The sequence below is a fragment of the Methylobacterium komagatae genome, from assembly GCF_042661665.1.
GTDB classification, from domain to species: Bacteria; Pseudomonadota; Alphaproteobacteria; order Rhizobiales; family Beijerinckiaceae; genus Methylobacterium; species Methylobacterium komagatae.
Genome location: NZ_JBHSWN010000001.1, coordinates 1,366,388 through 1,384,279, shown reverse-complemented (window position 1 = coordinate 1,384,279; position 17,892 = coordinate 1,366,388). Strand labels below are relative to the sequence as shown.

Sequence of the window (17,892 nt, the reverse complement as noted above, 5' to 3'; positions counted from 1 at the left end):
TCCCGGCGCGCGGGCGACACCCGCCACGCCTTCACGCCACATGGGGGAACCCTGCACCAGCACGGCTAATAGCGGCTTAACCGCCGAGCGCGACCGCGCGATCGAACGCCTGAGGGAAGCCCACGAGAGGCACGACGACGGACGCGGCTTCGTTGTTGCCGCTCTTCTGGCCGGTGACGGTGAGGGCCTTGGCGTTGCGCATCCCATCCGTCGCCAGGGTCGGGAAGCTGATCGGCACGAGGCAGCCCTCGCTCGTGCAGGTGGAATAGGGCGCACCCTTGCCGAGCGCCTGCTCATCGAGCTTGAAGGTCACGCCGGGTTCGATCGCCATGCCGAAGGGCATCAGGATCACCCCCTCGGACCGCCCGTCCTTCGGCGTGCTCAGCTCGAAGCCGAACTTGCGGCGGCCGGTCTTCGAATCACCCTGGGACTGGACGACGATGCAGCTGACCTTGTCCTCCGGACGGACGCAGGACACTGTCCAGTCGCCGTAGCTCTCGCTGACGGTGGATGCGCCTGTGGGCCAAGCCGCAACAGGCGCGGTGGCCGCTGCTGGAGTCGCCGTCGGCGCAGGCTTAGCGACGGGCTTCGGGGCCGGCTTCGGCTTGGGTTTCGCCTTCTGTGGCGCAGCCGGCTCCGCCGCCGCCGGGGCCTCACCGCCCTGGTCGGCCTCCTGCGCCGTGGCGCCCGTGAAGGTGAGCAGCGCCGCGAGGAACAGCGCCGCGCGACGGGCGGGCAAACGGATCGGCGGCATGACTTCGGTTCCCCGGTACGCGGATCGGACGCGAAGCCGCCTAGCCTCTGAGGCGGGGCGACGCAATCGGCTCCGGCTCAGGAAAGCGCTGGTCTCAGAGGGGGATCGGGCCGCCCGAGCGGGAGAGGAGTTCACAGTGGCGTGCGACCGCGCCGGCGGATTCGCGGCGGATGGCGCGGACCAGCGCGAAGACCAGGGTGAGGAGGCCAGGATCGCGATCGGCGGCTTCCTGGGCAGGATTTGGAACGCGGGAGGCGATGAGAGCGAGCATGTCGATTCCAGTGTCGAAAGGCTCGGACGTTTCCGCGACGGCTTGTGCGTCTGCTGCAACGCAATATGAGCCATTCGATTTTAGCTGCGTACCGATACGAATGCTGCGGACACATGCATTTTGTGCATACCTGATCGCGGGGAGCCTTTACCGTTTCGCAATACCCCCGCGCATGTGCCCCCTGTTGACCCTGCCGGGGCGAGACGCCATGGAGCGGACCATTGCGATATAGGCCTTGAGGCCTGATCGTCGCTGAACTGTCACCTGCGCGGCCTACCGCCGCCTGTGCGAAGTCGCGGCCCAGGTGCCGCCCACCAGACGAGGATTGCAGCATGACCGACGCGCCCACGCGCTGGCCGATCCACGGCCGCATCAGCGGCCCCATCGTGATGATCGGCTTCGGGTCGATCGGGCGCGGGACGCTCCCGCTGATCGAGCGCCATTTCGAGTACGACAAGGCCCGCTTCACGGTGATCGACCCGGTCGACACCCACAAGGCGCTCGCCGAAAAGCATGGGCTGCGCTTCGAGACCGTCGCGCTCACCCCTGAGAACTACCGCGACGTCCTTACCCCGCTACTGACCGAGGGCGGTGGCCAGGGATTCTGCGTGAACCTGTCGGTCGACACCTCCTCGCGCGCGATCATGGAATTGTGCCGGGAACTCGGCGCCCTCTACGTCGACACCGTCGCCGAGCCGTGGCCGGGCTTCTACTTCGACAAGAACCGCAGCCAGGGTGACCGCACCAACTACGCCCTGCGCCAGGACATCCTCGACGCCCGCAACCAGAAGCCGGGCGGCCCCACCGCCGTGTCCTGCTGCGGTGCCAACCCGGGCATGGTCTCGTGGTTCGTGAAGCAGGCTCTCCTCAACATCGCCAAGGACACGGGTGTCACGGATCCCGAGCCGAAGTCCCGCGAGGAATGGGCCGGGCTGATGCACAAGCTCGGCGTGAAGGGCGTGCACATCGCCGAGCGCGACACCCAGCGGGCCAAGAACCCGAAGCCGCGCGGCGTCTTCGTGAACACGTGGTCGGTCGAGGGCTTCGTCTCCGAGGGCAACCAGCCCGCCGAGCTCGGCTGGGGCACCAACGAGACCTGGAAGCCGGAGAATGCCCGCGAGCAGGAGAAGGGTTCGCGCTGCGCGATCTACCTGCTCCAGCCGGGCGCCGACACCCGTGTCCGTACCTGGGTGCCGACGGCGGGCGCGCAGTTCGGCTTCCTCGTGACCCACAACGAGGCGATCTCCATCGCCGACTACTACACCGTGCGCGAGGGCGATAAGGCGGTGTTCCGCCCGACCTGCCACTATGCCTACCACCCGGCCGACGACGCCGTGCTCTCGCTTCACGAGATGTGGGGCAATGCCGGCAAGGTGCAGGAGAAGCACCACATCCTCGACGAGAACGAGATCGTCGACGGCATCGATGAGCTCGGCGTGCTGGTCTACGGCCACGCCAAGAACGCCTATTGGTACGGCTCGCAGCTCTCCATCGAAGAGACCCGCCGCATTGCCCCCTACCAGAACGCCACCGGCCTTCAGGTGACCTCGGCCGTGCTCGCGGGCATGGTCTGGGCGATCGAGAACCCGGAAGCGGGCATCGTGGAGGCCGACGAGATCGACTTCCGCCGCTGCCTCGAGGTGCAGACGCCGTATCTCGGCCCGGTCGTCGGCGTGTACACCGACTGGACCCCGCTCACGGACCGTCCGGGCCTGTTCCCGGAGGACATCGACACCAGCGATCCGTGGCAGTTCCGGAACGTGCTGGTGCATCGCTGAGCGAAGCCTCGTCCGCCGTCCCGTCATCCGGGGCGGCGGCGTCTTGTCATCGGCGGCGACGCGTTCCAAGCTGCGCCGTTCCTGCGGGGAAAGCGGCGATGGGCGCCACGGTCGAACAGAAGATCCTGATCGAACAACGGGTCACGAACGAGGGGCCGAGCGTCGTCGCGGCCTATCTGCTGTGGTTCTTCCTCGGTTTCGTCTCCGCCCATCGGTTCTACCTCGGGCGAATCGGCAGCGCGATCTGTCAGCTTGTGCTGAACCTGCTGCTCATCGGCCTCGTCTGGCTGGTCATCGACCTGTTCCTGATTCCCCGCATGGTGCGGGCGAAGCAGGCGGAGCTGCGCCGGAGGTTCGGCCTGCTGGTCGCGCCCACCACCTCCGCGATTCTGACGGGCACGGCCCCCGCGATCCGGTTCTGAGAGCTAGACCCTCCTTGCGCGCGAAAACGCAGGGTAGGTGACCACCCCGGCGCGGCCGTGAGCGGCGAAACCCCTTACACCGTGACGATGGCATCCGCCCGGTAGGTCGAACCCTCGACCGGGTTGGCGACCCAGCGGCAGCGGCCGATTCTCAGATCGTGCCCGGCATGGAAATGGCCCGAGATCCACAGATCCGGCCGTGTTTCGTCGGCTAAATCATCCAGAACGGTCGTCGCGTAGAAGGCCGGCACCCACCAGGGTACGCCGGGAGCGTCGCGGAACCGGTCGGCGGCCAGTGGGCTGGCCGGGTGGTGGGTGATGACCACCGTTCTACCCTCATGCGGCGCGGCCAGGGCGGCGAGCAGGGTCTCGCGCTCGGCGAGATGCGCCGCCATCGCGTCGTCGGGCTGCCAGGGGGTACCGTCCGTCTTGCGGATCGAGCCGCGATATTCCCGCGAGCCGGTGACCGGATCGGTCATCCGTGCGGCGGCGAAGGCGATCGGGTCGGCCGGGGGGTTCGGCGTGTCCTGCGTGAGCCAGCGCCCGGCAAGGCGCCAGTCGCTCCACAGGGTCGTGCCGACGAACCGCACGCCGTCGATCACCACCGCTTGGCCACCCCGGAGCAGATGGATCTGCGCGCCGAGTTCGTTCAGGCGCTCCACCTCGGCGACGAGTGCGGCGAGCAATTCCGGCGCGGTGCGCGGATCGCCGGTCGGGGCGTAATGCTCGTGGTTGCCCGGCACCAGTACCACCGGCCGCCCCTGCGCGAGATGCAGCAGCGCCGCGAGCCCCCGCTCGGGATGGCCCTCGTAAAGATCGCCCGCGCAGGCGAGCACGTCGAACGCATCCACCGGCAGGGCGATCAGGTCGAGGCGGCGGCGTTCGAGGTGCAGGTCGGAGAGGGGAAAGATGCGCATGCGTCTCCTCACCCGGCGGCGCGCCGCTCGGCGGCGGCGGCGCGGAGGATGTCGATGGCCGAGTCGGCGTTGATGATGGCGATCAGCCCCGCCGCGACGAGGTCCGGCCAGGGCGAGGGCACGAACACCGTGGTCAGCCCCGCCGCAACCACGGCGAGATTGGCCACCGTGTCGTTGCGGGCCGAGAGATAGGCGGCGCGGGTCAGGCTGCCCGAGCCCGTCCGGTGCTTGGCCAGCATCGTGGCGCAGGCGAGGTTGACCGCGAAGGCGCCAAGCCCGGTAAGGGCCAGCGGCACCGGGGCCGGGGGCGTGAAGTCCGAAAACTTGTCCCAGGCGGCATAGGCCCCGGCGAGGGCGGGCAGGATGAGGAGAAAGGCCAGCCCCGTGCCGAGCCGCGCCCGGTTGCGCGCGCTCCAGCCGAGCCCGGCGAGTATCAGCAGGTTGATCGCCGCGTCTTCCAGAAAGTCGAGGCTGTCCATCACCAGCGAGACGGAGGCGATGGCGAGCGCCACGGCGATCTCGATGAAGAAGCAGGCGCCGTTCAGCGCCGCCACGCGCGCCACGACCGGGCGCAGGGCGGCGGGCGGGGTGGTGAGGGGGGCGGCGCTCATCCGGGATCCGGTGGAGGGGGCGAGAGCCCGCCTCTTGTCCCGGCGCGGCGGCTCTGTCGAGGCGCCCGCCGTCAGAAAAGTCTGCGGCTGCCTCAAGAAAGTTGCGCCTTGGTACAGGTGGATTCGGCGCCGCGCCTGTGCGACCCCCTACCGATCGGGCCGACACGAACGAGCGGCCGCAACCGGAGGTCCTGTCGAGCCATGCTGCCGGAACTGCGCGTCCTGTATTTCGAGGATCTGGAAGTCGGTCTGTCCGAGACCCTCACCAAGACCATCGCCTCCTCCGACGTGGTCGGCTTCGCCGAGATCACCGGCGACCGGAACCCGATCCACCTGTCCGAGCATTTCGCCGCGCGCACGCCCTTCGGCACGCGCATCGCCCACGGCCTCTATACGGCCGGGTTGATCTCGGCAGTGCTCGGCACCCGCCTGCCGGGACCGGGGGCGGTCTACATTTCGCAGACCCTGAACTTCCGCGCGCCCGTGCGCATCGGCGACACGGTGGATGTGACGGTGACGGTGGCCGAGTTGATCCCCGAGCGCCGCCGCGCGCGGCTCGCCTGCAATTGCACCGTCAGCGGCGAATCTGTGCTCGATGGCGAGGCCTGGGTGAAGGTGCCGACCAAGGCCGAGGCCGACCCGCTGGCCGTGCGCATGGAGAAGAGCCGCATCGCCCCCAGTGACATCTGAGACGATCGGCGATCCCGCCGATCCCCGCCTCGATCCCTACACCCGGATGCGCGAGCGCGATCTCGTCGGCCGCGCCGGGCGGTTCGTGGTCGAAGGCGAGGTGACGCTGCGGCTCTTGCTCGGCCCACGCTCGCGCTTCCGGGCCGAATCGCTGCTCCTCGCCCCCGAGCGGCTGCCCGGCCTCGCGGGGGCGCTGCGGGATTGCCCGGCCCCCGTCTATGTGGCCGAGAAGCCGGTGATGAGCGCGGTGACGGGTTTCCCGATCCACCGCGGGGTTCTGGCGATCGGCTTGCGCGGAGAAGAGCCCTCCCCCGCCGCGATCGTCCCCGCCGCCCCGGCTCCGGCGCTGGTGCTGGCGCTGGCAGGTCTCACGAACCACGACAATGTCGGCGCCTGTTTCCGCAACGCGGCCGCCTTCGGGGCGGACGCGGTGCTTCTCGACGCAACGACCTGCGATCCGCTCTACCGCAAGGCGATCCGCGTCTCGGCGGGAGCGGCCCTCGTCACGCCCTTCGCGCGGCTGGAAGCAGAAACCGACTGGCTGACGCTGGCGGAATCCCTGTCCCTTGAAGCCGTGGCGCTCAGCCCCGGTGCCGGGGAGGATCTGGGCGAGCAGCCGCTGCCGTCGCGTGCGCTGCTCATCATGGGCACCGAGGGCCCTGGCCTGGAGGCAGGGCTGCTGGCGCGGGCGCGCGCCCTGCGGATTCCCATGGCGGGCGATTTCGATTCGCTGAACGTCGCTACGGCGGCGGGTATCGTTCTCCACGCGCTGGCACAGGCTCAGGGGCGGCTTTCTCCGGGCGCGAACGGGGCGCGCTGATCGAAATCTGTGCGAAAACACACACTGTGTTGGTAAACGAAGTGGAGCCTTCCACGCGGACGGGACTTCTTTAGATATCGCGCATCACCGGCTTGCTTCGTGCAGCGCGCAATAGCGGTGAGGGAAAAGACCTGACGGTTCAGGGCTTGCGGGAGACGAACGAGATTCAGTCGCCGAATCTGGCGGCCCGTCCCGCAAGACCAAGCGTTGCCTTTCTATCCCCAGAAAAATCATCCTTCCGTTGCGCGCGACAATGGGCTGCAATTGCCGAGGAGTGCTCTACGTCTAGCTTGGCCCTACGAACCGGGGTCGTATGGGAGAACGTGGCGTTGCTTCAGGCGCGTGAAGGGTTGAGGGCGCTGTCCGGGCGTCGGGTCGCCGTCGTCGGCGCCGGTCCCGGAGGCTTGGCGACGGCCCTGCTCCTGGCGCGCGCAGGCATCCACGTCACCCTGTTCGAGAAGGACGGGCAGGTCGGCGGACGGACCAAGACCGTCGAAGCGCCGGGCGGCTACAAGTTCGATATCGGCCCGACCTTCTTCCTGTATCCCCAGATCCTGGCGGACATCTTCAACAGCTGCGGCGAGCGGCTGGAAGATCATGTGAAGCTGGAACGGCTCGATCCGCAATATCACCTCGTCTTCGAGGGCGAGGACGGCATTTCCGGTGAGATCCGCGCCACCGGCGACCTCGACCGGCTGGAAGTCGAGATCGCCCGCATCGCCCCGGACGACGCGAAGAACGTGAAGAAGTTCTTCACGGAGAACCGCAAGAAGCTCGAATACTTCAAGCCGGTGCTGGAACAGCCGTTCCACCGGTTCCTCAGCATGGCGAGCCCGGCCATGCTCGCCGCCCTGCCCCATCTCCATCCCGGCCGCAGCGTCGACCGGGACCTCCGCCGCTATTTCGCCGACCCGCGGGTGCGCCTCGCCTTCTCGTTCCAGACCAAATACCTCGGGATGAGCCCTTTCCGCTGCCCGAGCCTGTTCACGATCCTCTCGTTCCTCGAATACGAGCACGGCGTGTACCATCCGGTCGGCGGTTGCGGCGCGGTCTCCGAGGCGATGGCGGGTCTGGCCCGGCGGATGGGCGTGGACGTGCGCCTGAACGCCGATGTCGAGCGCGTGACCTTCGAGGGCGACCGCGCCAACGGCGTCGTGGTCGGCGGTGAGACCTTCCGCTCCGATGCCGTCGTCATCAACGGCGACTTCGCCAAGGTGGTGAAGGCCCTGGTGCCGGAGAAGCGCCGCCCCCGCTGGCGCGACGCCAAGATCGCCGATGCCCGGCTCTCCTGCTCGACCTTCATGCTGTATCTCGGCATCGAAGGCCCGATGCCGCCTGGCCTGTCGCACCACACGATCCTGCTGGCGAAGAATTACGAGCAGAACATCCGCGAGATCACCGAGGGGACGCTGCCGATGCAGCCCTCCCTCTATGTCCAGCATGCGGGCTACACCGACGGCGGCATGGCGCCCCCCGGCCACACCGCCCTCTACGTGCTGGTGCCGGTGCCGAACCTGAAGGCCGGGATCGACTGGTCCTCGATCCGGCAATCCTACCGGGCGCTGGCCCTGGAGCGGCTGAAGCTTCTCGGCATCCACGATATCGAGGAGCGCATCCGCTACGAGCGGGTGATCGACCCGACCCAATGGGAGGGCGATTTCGCCGTCCACGAGGGGGCGACCTTCAACCTCGCCCACGACCTGATGCAGATGCTGTGGTTCCGGCCGCACAACCGGTTCGGGCCGGGGCTCTACCTCGTCGGCGGCGGCACGCATCCGGGCTCCGGCCTGCCGGTGATCTACGAGGGCGCGCGCATCTCGGCGAAGCTGCTCATCGAGGAACTGGCCGGCGCCCGTGCCGCCGAGAATGCCGGTATACCCGAAACGGCCCCCCTCGCGGCGCCCGGCGAGGCGTCTTGACGGGTCCCCGCCTCGCACGCCTCTGCGGCGCCCTGCTCCTCCTCGCCCTTCCGGGGGCGGCCCGGGCGGCGGCGATCCAGGTCGAGGTCGATGGCGCGGAACCGGGCGGCGGCCCCATCCTCGTCACCATCTGCCAGGGCGGCCTGTCCGGCGCGGCCTGCAGCCTGGGCGACAAGAGCCGCGATGGGCGCTTCCTGTTCCGCGATGTGCCGCCGGGGACCTATGCCGTGGCGGCCTTCCAGGACACGAACGGCAACGGCCAGCTCGACCGCACCGGCCTCGGCCTGCCGCTCGAACCCTATGGTCTCTCCAACGATGCGGGCCGACGGGGCCGCCCCGATTTCCGGGACGCCGCCTTTTCCCTGCGCGAGCCCGGCGCGCTGATCCGCGTGCGGCTCGTCCGCGCCCTGCCGAGGCGTTGAGCACGATGGGGCCGGTGGCGGTCCTCGGCCAAGTCTCCCTGGCGTTGCGTGGCCGGACGGTGCTCGACGGGATCGACCTCGCCCTGGGCGCCGGGGAGACCCTGGCGCTGCTCGGCCCGAACGGCGCGGGCAAGACCTCGTTGATGCGCCTGGTTGCCGGGCGGCTTGCGCCCGATGCGGGCAGCGTGCGCGTGGGTGGAGCCAACCCGCACCAGTCCGGCGAGGCCCGCCGGGCGGTGGGCTGGGTGCCGCAGGAGATCGCTCTCTATCCCCGCCTCACCGTGGCCGAGAATCTATCGGTCTTCGCGCAGCTCTGCGGTTTGCCCCGCCGGGAGCGACGGGAGGCCGTGGCCCGGGTGTTGGCGCTGGCCGACATCGACACCGTCGCGGGCCGCGTGGTGGCGGCCCTGTCCGGCGGCTACCAGCGCCGGGTGAACATCGCCGCCGGGTTGATCGGGCGGCCCTCCCTGGTGCTCCTCGATGAGCCGACCAACGGCGTCGATCTCGCCGCGCGCTCCGCGATCCACGCCGTGCTCCAGCGCCTGCGCGAGCAGGGCACCGCCATCCTGATCGCCACTCACGATTTTCCCGAGGCGGAGCGGCTGGCCGACCGGGTCGCCTTCCTGGCGCAGGGCCGGATCGTGCGCGAGGGGCGCCTCGCCGATCTCCTCGCCCGGCTGCGCACCGGCCCGCCGGAGCGCGAGCTGATCCTGGAAGCCGCCCCCGACGCCGCCGCCGAGGCGGTGTTGCGCCGGGCCAACTTCACCCCCGCCGGGGCCTCCGGGCTGCGCTGGCGCACGAGCGAACGGGCGGGCCTCGACGGGGCCGCGCTCCTCGGGACGCTGCGCGCCCAGGGCGTGCCGGTGGGCGAGGTGCGGGTGCGTTCGCCGCGCCTCGAAACCCTCTATGTCGAGGCCCTGCGCCCCCGCGACGTCGTTGAGGCCGGAGCCGCCGCCGCACGCCCCCTCACCGCGGGGCTGACCCGATGATCGGCGCGGCCTTCCGGGTGATGCTGCTGACCCTGCTGCGCGACCGCGCGGCGCTGGTGATGGCCTTCGTCCTGCCCACCGTGATCTTCTCGATCTTCGCCGCGATCTTCTCCGGCGCCATCGGGGATCGGATCCGCATCCATCTCGGGCTCGCCGATTTCGCGGGCACCGCCGCCACCCACCGGCTGGTGGATGCGCTCGCCGCCGACCCGACGCTGCGCGTCACCCGCCTGCCGGTCGCCACCCTTGAGGACGTGCGGCGCGAAGTGCGCTCGGGTGAGGTCGATGTTGCCCTGATCCTGCGCGGCGACCTGATCGCGGGTGCGTCTGGAGAGAAGCCCGCTCCGGCGGACCAGCCTATCGTGCTGGTCGAGAACCCGGCCAAGGCGCTCGCCACCCCCATCGCCCTCGGCCAGCTCCAGCGGGTGCTGAACGAGGCCATGCCCGACGTGGTGCTCTCGCGGGTGATCGCGGACGTGGAGCGCACCGGCAAGATCGGCGCGGATGAACGGCGCTTCCTCGACGAGGCCTTCGCCGAGCAGCGCGCCAAGAAGGAGCCCTTCTCCTTCGCCGACCTCGTGGAGCGGGTAAGCACCGCCTCCGGCACCGCCAACGCCCGGGTGAGCTACTATGCCGGGGCGATCACCGCCGTGTTCCTGCTCTTCGCGGCGATGCAGGGCGCCCTGTCCCTGGTCGAGGAGCGCGAATCCGGCCTCAGCGACCGGCTGACCGCCGGGCCCGGCGGATTACCGGTGGTGGTGCTCGGCAAGTTCCTGTTCCTGACCCTTCAGGGCATCGTCCAGGCCGGGCTGATCTTCCTCGCCGCCGGGCTGCTCTACGGCGTCGAGATCGGCCCGCACTGGCCTGCTTTCCTGGCCGCCTGCCTCCTCGTCTCGGCCATGGCCGCCGGGCTGGCGCTCGCCGCCTGCTCGATCGCCGCCTCCCGCCAGCAGGCGCATCTCGCCGCGACCTTCGGCGTGCTGCTGCTCTCGGCCATCGGCGGCTCGATGGTGCCGCGCTTCCTCATGCCGCCCTGGCTGCAGCAGGCGGGCTGGCTCACCCCCAATGCCTGGGCGATCGAAGCCTATCAGGCCGCCCTCGGCGAGGGCTTCGCCGCCGCCCTGCCCGCCCTGGCCGTGCTCGGCGCCCTGGCGCTCACGGGCATCGGCGTGGCGCTGGCAAGCGTTTCGCGGCGGACGATCTGATGCCGCCCGTGGTTCCCCATCCCCGTGCCCGTGCTGAAAGGCCGTGGATGTCTCCCGCCGCGACGGGAGGGCGCGTTGACCGCCGCCCGCTCGCATCTAGCTTCACCTTGAGGGTTCGGCCATTCGCCAAGCCCGTTCGGAGCGTGCCCAGTTCATGAGCCAGGATTCGAGGGTCGCGGTCATCGGCTCAGGCCTCGGTGGCCTCGCCGCCGCCTGCGTCGCCGCCGCCAGGGGCCACCGCGTCACCGTCTACGATAAGAACGGCTGGCTGGGCGGCAAGGCCGCCGTGCTTCACGAAGGCGGCTTCCGCTTCGACATGGGGCCGACCATCCTCACCGTGCCACGCGTGCTGGAGCGGATCTTCGCCGAGGCCGGGCGCTCCGTGCACGATTACATGGACCTGCGCCGTCTCGATCCGCAATGGCGGTGCTTCTTCGACGACAATACCCGCATCGACCTGATGCAGGACGTGGCCACCATGGCCGCCGAGATGGACCGCTTCGCCCCCGGCACCGGGGAGGGCTACAAAAAATTCATCTCCATCTCCGAGCACCTGCACGGCGTTTCCGAAAAATTCTTCTTCTGGAAGCCGGTCGAGGATCTCTTCGACACGATCAACATCCGCGAGAACATGAACCCCGGCACCTTGCGGGATGTTCTCTCCCTGCGGATGCATGCCTCGGTGGCCTCCACCATCCGGGGCAAGGTCAAGGACGCGCGGCTGGCGCAGATGCTCGACCACTTCGTCCAGTATGTCGGCTCGTCGCCCTACGGCGCGCCCGCCGTGCTGTGCGCCATCGCCCACATGCAGACCTCCGAGGGCGTCTGGTACCCGATGGGCGGCACCCGCGCCGTGGCCGAGGGTCTGGCCAAGCTCGCCGGGGAACTCGGCGCGACGCTGAAGCCCGGCGTCGAGGTGACGGGGATCGACACCGCAAACGGCGCCGTGCGCGGCGTACGCACCACGGCGGGTGATGCGTCCTACGACGCGGTGATCTCCAACATGGATTCGGTGCGGACCTATAAGGAACTCATCGGCGGCGAACCCGGAAAATCCTTCGAGAAGAAGAACCCCGAGCCGGCCTGCTCCGGCGTGGTGCTCTATCTCGGGCTGAAGGAGCGCTACGAGCACCTCGCCCACCACGATTTCGTCTTCTCCCGCGACCCCGAGGAGGAGTTCGAGTACATCTACCGCAAGGGCGAACCTGCGCCGGACCCGACCGCGTATCTCGCGGCCCCCTCCTCTACCGATCCGTCGGTGGCGCCCGAGGGGGCGAGGCGCTCTACGTCCTCGTCCACACGCCGTACCTGCGCCCCCATCACGACTGGCGCCCGGACGGGCCGCTATTCCAGAACTACCGCCGCACCATTCTCGACAAGCTCAAGCGCACCGCCGGTCTGACCGACCTCGAAGACCGGATCGTCGTGGAGCGTCACCTGACGCCCCAGGATATCCACGAGCGCTACAAGGTGCTGAACGGCGCAATCTACGGCCTCGCCTCGCACGGCAAGGTGATGGGTGCATTCAAGCCGGGCAACCGCTCGCGGCAGGTGCGCGGCCTCTACCTCGCGGGCGGCGCCGCCCATCCCGGCCCCGGCATGCCGATGGTGATGATGTCCGGCTGGATCGCCGCCGACGCCCTCGACACCGACGCGCGCGGCCAGGGCGCGGCACAGGAGCGGAAGTCGGCGTGAGGCGCGAGGGCGTGAGGGACGGGCGATCCCTGCCCCGCACGTCCCCCGCCTTCTGGCGCTTCATGGTGGCGTGGTTCGACCGCTACCTGCGCCGCCACCTCGACGGGCTGAGCCAGCCCCTCTGGAGCGTCCCGCCCCCGGCGGGGCATCCCGCCCCGCTGGTGATCTACTGCAACCACCCGTCATGGTGGGACGCGGCCGTGGTGATCCTGCTCGCCGGGAAGCTCTACCCCGGCCGCGACCACCGGGCGCCCTTCGATGCGGCGATGCTCGCCAGGTACAAGATCTTCGAGCGGATGGGCGCATTCGGCGTCGATCTCGAGACCGCGCGGGGCGGGGCGCAATTCCTCGCCGCCGCCCGGACCATCCTGTCCGATCCGAAGGCCGTGCTCTGGATCACCGCGCAGGGGCGCTTCCAGGATGTGCGCGTGCGTCCGCTCGGCCTGCGCCCCGGCGTCGCCCGCCTGCCGGAACTGGCGCCCGGCGCCCTTTTCGTGCCGCTCGCCCTGGAATACGCCTTCTGGGAGGAGCGGGGGGCCGAAGCCTTCGCTGCCTTCGGCCCGCCCATGACCGGTGCCGACCTTGCCGCCCTGCCGAGGGCCGAACGCCTCGCGCGTCTCGAAGGAGCGCTGACCGACACCCTCGACCGGCTCGGCGCTGACGTGATGACTCGCGAGCCCGAACGCTTTCGGCCCATCCTGGCGGGTAAGAAGGGGGTCGGCGGCCTTTACGACCTATGGCGGCGCATTGCTGCGCGCCTGCGCGGGCGCTCGTTCGATCCCGCTCATCGCAGCCCCACTCGCTGAGCGAGGCCATGCTCACCCTGCTCGCCCTGCTGTGCCTGTTCGCATCCCTGCTGCCGGCAGGGCTCGCGGTCGTGAACCTCATGGTCCTGCGCACGCCCGAGGCCGAGCCGGATGACGGCCTCGTCTCGATCCTGATCCCCGCCCGCAACGAGGCGGGCAACATCGCCGGCACGGTCCACGCGGCCTTGGCCAGCACGGGCGTGCCGGTGGAGGTGATCGTCGGCGACGACCACTCGACGGACGCCACCGCCGCCATCGTAACGGGCATAGGCGATCCCCGCCTTCGCCTCTCCCCCGTCCCCGACCTGCCCGAGGGCTGGACCGGCAAGAACCACGCCTGCGCCCATCTCGCGAGCCAGGCCAGGGGGCGCTGGCTTCTCTTCATTGATGCCGACGTGACTTTGCAGCCCGGGGCCGCAGCCGCTCTTTCGGCGCGCGCCCGCCAAACCGGAGCGGCCCTGGTGAGCGCCGTGCCGCGCCAGCGTATGGACACGCTCGGCGAGCGGCTGACCGTGCCGATGATCAACTTCCTGCTTCTCGGTTACCTGCCCATGCTGCTGATGCGGCGGCTGCCGAACCCGTCGCTCGCCACCGCCTGCGGCCAATTGGTGTTGTTCGATGCCGCCGCCTATGGCGTCACCGGAGGCCATGGCGCGGTGCGTGGTTTCCTGCATGACGGGGTGCGCCTCGCGCCGATCTTCCGCAGGGCGGGCTACCGCACCGACCTGGTGGCGGGCGCCAGGATCGCCACGTGCCGGATGTATGACGGCTTCCCCGCCGCATGGGCGGGCTTCTCCAAGAACGCCCATGAGGGTCTGGCCACGCCCCGCGCCCTGCCCCTCTGGACGGCACTGCTCGGCCTCGGCCACCTGCTGCCGCCGCTGCTCCTCTTGGCCGGACTTCTCGGCCTCATGCCGTCCGCCGCCACGGTGCTCGCCGCCCTGGCCTTCGGCGTGTCGCTCGCCACCCGCGCCGCGATCACCCTGGCGACGGGCGAGCCGATCGCGACCATCCCCCTTCACCCGGCCTCCATCGCGGTCGCCCTGGCGATCCAGTGGAACGTGCTGCTGCGCCGGGAGCGCGCCGGGGCGGCGACGTGGAAGGGCCGCAGCTATCCGGTGGGCGGCGCCTGAGTCTCCTCAAGGATCCACGCCAGGGTCCCGGGGTCGACCTCGTCCACCGGCAAGGCAAGGAGGATCGGCGTCTCGTAGGGGTGGCGGGCCTTCACGGCGGCGAAGAGCGCGTCCTTGAGGCCCTCGCGGCTCTTCAGGATCGCGCTCACCTCGTTCGAGCGCTCCACGGCGCCCTTCCAGGCATAGACCGACTTCATCCCGGCCAGCACGTTGACGCAGGCGACCAGCCTGTCGCGGACCAGGCCCTCGCCGATGTTGAGGGCGGACGCTTCATCGGGAAAGGTCGTATAGACGAGGAGCGGGCGCTCCATGCTATGCCTCCATCATGCGGAGGCCCCAGGTGGGGCTCCGCCTTGGCCGACGTCAACCTTGGCCGACGTCAACCGGGCGGGTCCGCTCGACAGCTTGGGAGCCCCCGACGTGACCCTGATGCGCCGGCCCATCCCCTTTTAGCACCATGCGCAACAAGTCCATCGCCTTCGTGGCGAGCCCCACGCGCGATGCGCGCGAAGCCGCCGCCATCCTGATGCGGCGCTACGACCACGTGCCGCCCGAGGAGGCGGACGTCGTCGTGGCGCTCGGCGGTGACGGCCTGATGCTGCAGGTGCTCCACCGCTTCATGGATGCGCCCAAGCCGATCTACGGCATGAACCGCGGCACGGTCGGCTTCCTGATGAACGAGTTCGGGGAGGACGACCTTCGCGAGCGGCTGGACAAGGCGCATCGCAGCGTCATCCACCCGCTCCTCATGGAGGCGACCGACACGGAGGGTCGCGCCCACAAGGCGCGGGCGATCAACGAGGTGTACCTGCTGCGCCAGACGCATCAGACCGCCAAGCTGAAGATCGCCGTCGACGGGCATGTACGGCTGGAGCAGTTGATCGCCGACGGGGTGCTCTGCGCCACCGCCGCCGGATCGACCGCCTACAACCTCTCGGTAGGGGGCCCGATCCTGCCGCTGGACGCCAAACTCCTGGCGCTCACGCCGATTTCGGCCTTCCGCCCCCGCCGCTGGCGTGGTGCCCTGCTGCCGGATTACGCCCGCATCCAGATCGAGGTGCTGGATGCGGGTCACCGCCCGGTGGCGGCGGTGGCTGACCACACGGAGTTCCGCCGCGTCCGCACGGTGGAGACGTCGCTCGATCGCTCCACCGACCTCGTGCTGCTGCACGATCCGGGGCACAGCCTCGACGAGCGGATTTTGCGGGAGCAGTTCGGTTAGCGGGCCGCCTCGTCATTCCGGGTGGCTGCAGGCTGGCCCGGAATGACGGCAAGACGAGCGAAAGTCAGGGCCGCCGGTACACCCACACCCGGGCGGGCGGAAGGTTCAGCCACACCCGGTTCGACGGCGCGGCGGTGTAGCTGCCCGCCTCGCATTTGGCGGGAATGGGCGGCACCACGGCATAGGTGAACTGGATGAAGGGCGCGCTCGGCCGCATCAGGTCGTGGGCGGCGTTGAGCAGATCGAGGCGCTGCTCCAGCGGCTTCGTGAACAGCGGCAGGCTGGAGATGGTCGCCGCGCCCGGCGCCGAGAGCGCATCGCCCAGCGTGTCGCGGATGTTGTAGGCGTCCCCGCGAATCACCGTGACGCCAGGGAAGCGCCGGGCGAGCAGGCGGCAGAAATCCGGGTTGAACTCCACGAGGATCATCCGCTCGGGGGCGATGCCCCGGCGAATCAACGCTTCGGTCACCGGCCCCGTGCCCGGTCCCAGCTCGATCACCGGACCTTCTTGCTGCGGATCGACGTAGGAGGCCATCGTCCGGGCGAGCATCCGCCCCGAGGGGGTCACCGCCCCGGTGACGAGGGGGCGCTCCAACCATGAGCGGAGGAACCTCGCTTCGTCCTCCAGGGGATCGCGGCGCGGCCCACGGAGGCGGCCCGTGATGCCGGAGACCTTTGCACTGGAGTGGCGCAGCGGCGGCAAGTCCTGGATTCCCGATGCCGTGGAGAGACGGAAGGTGTGTGGCAGGCTAACGTATCTATCGTCCAGCCAAGGCGCCGCCTAGGTCCTACGCGCCACGGCGTGACGCCGTGTGCGCATGGCCTGAAGGCGGCTCATGCCTTGGCGGCGCCCCCGAAGAACTCGCGAACCTTGGAAAAGAACCCTGCCGATTCAGGATGATTTTCGGACGAGGCCGATTCGTCGAACTCGAGCAGCAGCTCGCGCTGGCGCTTGGTGAGGTTCTGCGGCGTCTCGACGAAGACCTGGATGTAGAGATCACCGATCTCGCGCGACCGCAGGACCGGCATGCCCTTGCCCTTGATGCGGAACTGCTTCGCCGTCTGGGTCCCGGCCGGGATGCGCACCTGGGTCTGCGAACCGTCGATGACCGGCACGGTGATCTCGCCGGACAGGGCGGCAGTCACCATGGAAATCGGCACGCGGCAGAACAGGTCCGCGCCGTCGCGCTGGAAGAACTCATGCGGCTTGATCGAGAGGAAGACGTAGAGGTCCCCCGAGGGGCCGCCGCGCAGGCCGCTCTCGCCCTCGCCCGCGAGGCGGATGCGCAGGCCGTCATCGACGCCCGCCGGCACGTTGATGGACAGCGTCCGCTCTCGGTTGACCCGGCCCGCGCCCTGGCAGTTCGTGCAGGGATCGTCCACGATCTCGCCGCGGCCGTGGCAATTCGGGCAGGTCCGCTCGATGGCGAAGAAGCCTTGCGCCGCGCGCACCCGGCCGTATCCGCCGCAGGTGGTGCAGGGGCGCGGCTTGGAGCCGGGCTTGGCACCCGTGCCCGAGCAGGTGTCGCAGGTGATCGAGGTCGGGATCTTGATGGTCTCGGCCTTGCCGGCGAAGGCCTCTTCGAGCGTGATTTCGAGGTTGTAGCGCAGGTCGGCGCCGCGCTCGCGGCCCGGCGTGCCGCCCCGGCGCCCGCCACCACCCGGCGCCCCCGGCCATCGCCGAAGAAATTGTCGAAGATGTCCGACATGAAGTCGCCGAACTCGTTGCCGAAGCCCGGTCCGCCGCCACCGCCCTGGCTGAAGGCGGCATGGCCGAACCGGTCGTAGGCGGCTCGCTTCTGACCGTCGGAGAGGCACTGATAGGCCTCGTTGATCTCCTTGAACTTGATCTCGGCTTCTTTGTCGCCGGGATTGCGGTCGGGATGGTAGGTCATCGCGAGCTTGCGGAACGCGGATTTCATCTCGCCTTCCGTGGCGGTCTTTGCGACCCCCAGCACCTCGTAATAGTCCCGCTTCGACATCCCGTTCCGTCCCCGGACAATCCCTAGCGCGGCCACAAGGCCCGACCAGAACGGTCAAGGCCCCCGTCTTTTGAGCGGAGCGAAGCAATCCAGGGACGCGCCACGGCTTCAGAACGTCCCGCTGGCCTGGATTGCTTCGCTCCGCTCGCAAGGACAGCGAGAGTTTCAGGAGCCTCTCCGACCAGCCCGGCCAGACACTCCAAAGAGGTCATGGGGGCGGAAGGGGCGGCACCTCGGCCTTAGACTTGTTGCTGTA

At 69.5% G+C, this 17,892-nt stretch carries 17 protein-coding genes and 2 pseudogenes; 12 read left to right on the top strand and 7 right to left on the bottom strand.

The genetic code is table 11. The annotated features are described in order from the left end of the window. Window positions 1–76: 76 nt before the first annotated feature. Both ACFQE0_RS06690 and ACFQE0_RS06685 read right to left on the bottom strand, forming a co-directional pair. Window positions 77–754 (bottom strand): invasion associated locus B family protein, encoded by a 678-nt coding sequence (locus ACFQE0_RS06690; RefSeq protein WP_378968217.1) that lies wholly within the window; start codon window positions 752–754, stop codon window positions 77–79. Window positions 755–848: 94 nt separating this feature from the next. Next, window positions 849–1,025, bottom strand: coding sequence for a hypothetical protein (locus tag ACFQE0_RS06685; protein ID WP_378968215.1), 177 nt, complete (start codon window positions 1,023–1,025; stop codon window positions 849–851). 332 nt (window positions 1,026–1,357) lie between these two features. Between ACFQE0_RS06685 and ACFQE0_RS06680 the strand changes: the two genes are divergently transcribed. After that, window positions 1,358–2,803, top strand: coding sequence for a homospermidine synthase (locus tag ACFQE0_RS06680; RefSeq protein WP_378968213.1), 1,446 nt, complete (start codon window positions 1,358–1,360; stop codon window positions 2,801–2,803). 98 nt (window positions 2,804–2,901) lie between these two features. Further along, a complete protein-coding gene (locus tag ACFQE0_RS06675; protein WP_378968211.1) occupies window positions 2,902–3,225 on the top strand; it encodes a TM2 domain-containing protein in 324 nt (107 codons plus the stop codon). Window positions 3,226–3,299: 74 nt separating this feature from the next. Here ACFQE0_RS06675 and ACFQE0_RS06670 read toward each other — a convergent pair whose 3' ends face one another. Then, complete coding sequence (locus ACFQE0_RS06670) at window positions 3,300–4,142, bottom strand: metallophosphoesterase (protein WP_378968209.1); 843 nt, start codon at window positions 4,140–4,142, stop codon at window positions 3,300–3,302. 8 nt (window positions 4,143–4,150) lie between these two features. After that, complete coding sequence (locus tag ACFQE0_RS06665; protein ID WP_378968207.1) at window positions 4,151–4,753, bottom strand: cation efflux transmembrane domain-containing protein; 603 nt, start codon at window positions 4,751–4,753, stop codon at window positions 4,151–4,153. Between the two features lie 201 nt (window positions 4,754–4,954). Between ACFQE0_RS06665 and croR the strand changes: the two genes are divergently transcribed. From croR to ACFQE0_RS06620, 9 genes and pseudogenes are all read left to right on the top strand, one after another. Beyond that, window positions 4,955–5,443, top strand: coding sequence for a 3-hydroxybutyryl-CoA dehydratase (croR, locus tag ACFQE0_RS06660; protein WP_378968205.1), 489 nt, complete (start codon window positions 4,955–4,957; stop codon window positions 5,441–5,443). Window positions 5,444–5,489: 46 nt separating this feature from the next. Then, window positions 5,490–6,263, top strand: coding sequence for a TrmH family RNA methyltransferase (locus ACFQE0_RS06655; protein WP_378975331.1), 774 nt, complete (start codon window positions 5,490–5,492; stop codon window positions 6,261–6,263). A gap of 329 nt (window positions 6,264–6,592) precedes the next feature. After that, complete coding sequence (gene crtI / locus ACFQE0_RS06650; protein WP_378968203.1) at window positions 6,593–8,182, top strand: phytoene desaturase family protein; 1,590 nt, start codon at window positions 6,593–6,595, stop codon at window positions 8,180–8,182. Continuing rightward, a complete protein-coding gene (locus ACFQE0_RS06645) occupies window positions 8,179–8,604 on the top strand; it encodes a DUF2141 domain-containing protein (protein ID WP_378968201.1) in 426 nt (141 codons plus the stop codon). The genes crtI and ACFQE0_RS06645 overlap by 4 nt, the downstream gene beginning before the upstream one ends. A 5-nt stretch (window positions 8,605–8,609) precedes the next feature. Then, the gene (locus ACFQE0_RS06640; RefSeq protein WP_378975329.1) at window positions 8,610–9,593 is read left to right on the top strand and encodes an ABC transporter ATP-binding protein; all 984 of its coding nucleotides are present in this window, start codon (window positions 8,610–8,612) and stop codon (window positions 9,591–9,593) included. Further along, window positions 9,590–10,798: an ABC transporter permease gene (locus ACFQE0_RS06635; protein ID WP_378968199.1), complete on the top strand. Its 1,209-nt coding sequence runs from the start codon at window positions 9,590–9,592 to the stop codon at window positions 10,796–10,798. The genes ACFQE0_RS06640 and ACFQE0_RS06635 overlap by 4 nt, the downstream gene beginning before the upstream one ends. A 154-nt stretch (window positions 10,799–10,952) precedes the next feature. Next, a pseudogene (locus ACFQE0_RS06630) lies at window positions 10,953–12,493 on the top strand (phytoene desaturase family protein). Between the two features lie 62 nt (window positions 12,494–12,555). Beyond that, window positions 12,556–13,299, top strand: a complete 744-nt coding sequence (locus tag ACFQE0_RS06625; RefSeq protein ID WP_378975327.1) for a lysophospholipid acyltransferase family protein — start codon at window positions 12,556–12,558, stop codon at window positions 13,297–13,299. An 8-nt stretch (window positions 13,300–13,307) separates the two neighbouring features. Beyond that, complete coding sequence (locus ACFQE0_RS06620; protein ID WP_378968197.1) at window positions 13,308–14,432, top strand: glycosyltransferase family 2 protein; 1,125 nt, start codon at window positions 13,308–13,310, stop codon at window positions 14,430–14,432. Here the strand turns inward: ACFQE0_RS06620 and cutA are convergent. Beyond that, entirely contained in the window at window positions 14,411–14,743 is a 333-nt protein-coding gene (gene cutA / locus ACFQE0_RS06615) for a divalent-cation tolerance protein CutA (protein WP_378968195.1), read from the bottom strand. The two genes, ACFQE0_RS06620 and cutA, sit on opposite strands and share 22 nt — an antisense overlap. A 146-nt stretch (window positions 14,744–14,889) precedes the next feature. On the opposite strand from cutA, the gene ACFQE0_RS06610 reads away from it, so the two are divergent. Continuing rightward, a complete protein-coding gene (locus tag ACFQE0_RS06610; RefSeq protein WP_378968193.1) occupies window positions 14,890–15,654 on the top strand; it encodes an NAD kinase in 765 nt (254 codons plus the stop codon). Between the two features lie 64 nt (window positions 15,655–15,718). On the opposite strand, the gene ACFQE0_RS06605 is transcribed toward ACFQE0_RS06610, so the two are convergent. Together ACFQE0_RS06605 and dnaJ are read right to left on the bottom strand one after the other, a co-directional pair. Then, complete coding sequence (locus tag ACFQE0_RS06605; RefSeq protein WP_378968191.1) at window positions 15,719–16,357, bottom strand: class I SAM-dependent methyltransferase; 639 nt, start codon at window positions 16,355–16,357, stop codon at window positions 15,719–15,721. A gap of 131 nt (window positions 16,358–16,488) precedes the next feature. After that, window positions 16,489–17,636: pseudogene (gene dnaJ, locus ACFQE0_RS06600) on the bottom strand (molecular chaperone DnaJ). Window positions 17,637–17,892 lie beyond the last annotated feature (256 nt).

Coding starts and splice junctions, on each gene's coding strand:
- ACFQE0_RS06690 (WP_378968217.1), bottom strand. CDS start 754: ATGCCGCCGATCCGTTTGCCCGCCCGTCGCGCGGCGCTGTTCCTCGCG.
- ACFQE0_RS06685 (WP_378968215.1), bottom strand. CDS start 1,025: ATGCTCGCTCTCATCGCCTCCCGCGTTCCAAATCCTGCCCAGGAAGCC.
- ACFQE0_RS06680 (WP_378968213.1), top strand. CDS start 1,358: ATGACCGACGCGCCCACGCGCTGGCCGATCCACGGCCGCATCAGCGGC.
- ACFQE0_RS06675 (WP_378968211.1), top strand. CDS start 2,902: ATGGGCGCCACGGTCGAACAGAAGATCCTGATCGAACAACGGGTCACG.
- ACFQE0_RS06670 (WP_378968209.1), bottom strand. CDS start 4,142: ATGCGCATCTTTCCCCTCTCCGACCTGCACCTCGAACGCCGCCGCCTC.
- ACFQE0_RS06665 (WP_378968207.1), bottom strand. CDS start 4,753: ATGAGCGCCGCCCCCCTCACCACCCCGCCCGCCGCCCTGCGCCCGGTC.
- croR (WP_378968205.1), top strand. CDS start 4,955: ATGCTGCCGGAACTGCGCGTCCTGTATTTCGAGGATCTGGAAGTCGGT.
- ACFQE0_RS06655 (WP_378975331.1), top strand. CDS start 5,490: ATGCGCGAGCGCGATCTCGTCGGCCGCGCCGGGCGGTTCGTGGTCGAA.
- ACFQE0_RS06640 (WP_378975329.1), top strand. CDS start 8,610: ATGGGGCCGGTGGCGGTCCTCGGCCAAGTCTCCCTGGCGTTGCGTGGC.
- ACFQE0_RS06635 (WP_378968199.1), top strand. CDS start 9,590: ATGATCGGCGCGGCCTTCCGGGTGATGCTGCTGACCCTGCTGCGCGAC.
- ACFQE0_RS06625 (WP_378975327.1), top strand. CDS start 12,556: ATGGTGGCGTGGTTCGACCGCTACCTGCGCCGCCACCTCGACGGGCTG.
- ACFQE0_RS06620 (WP_378968197.1), top strand. CDS start 13,308: ATGCTCACCCTGCTCGCCCTGCTGTGCCTGTTCGCATCCCTGCTGCCG.
- cutA (WP_378968195.1), bottom strand. CDS start 14,743: ATGGAGCGCCCGCTCCTCGTCTATACGACCTTTCCCGATGAAGCGTCC.
- ACFQE0_RS06610 (WP_378968193.1), top strand. CDS start 14,890: ATGCGCAACAAGTCCATCGCCTTCGTGGCGAGCCCCACGCGCGATGCG.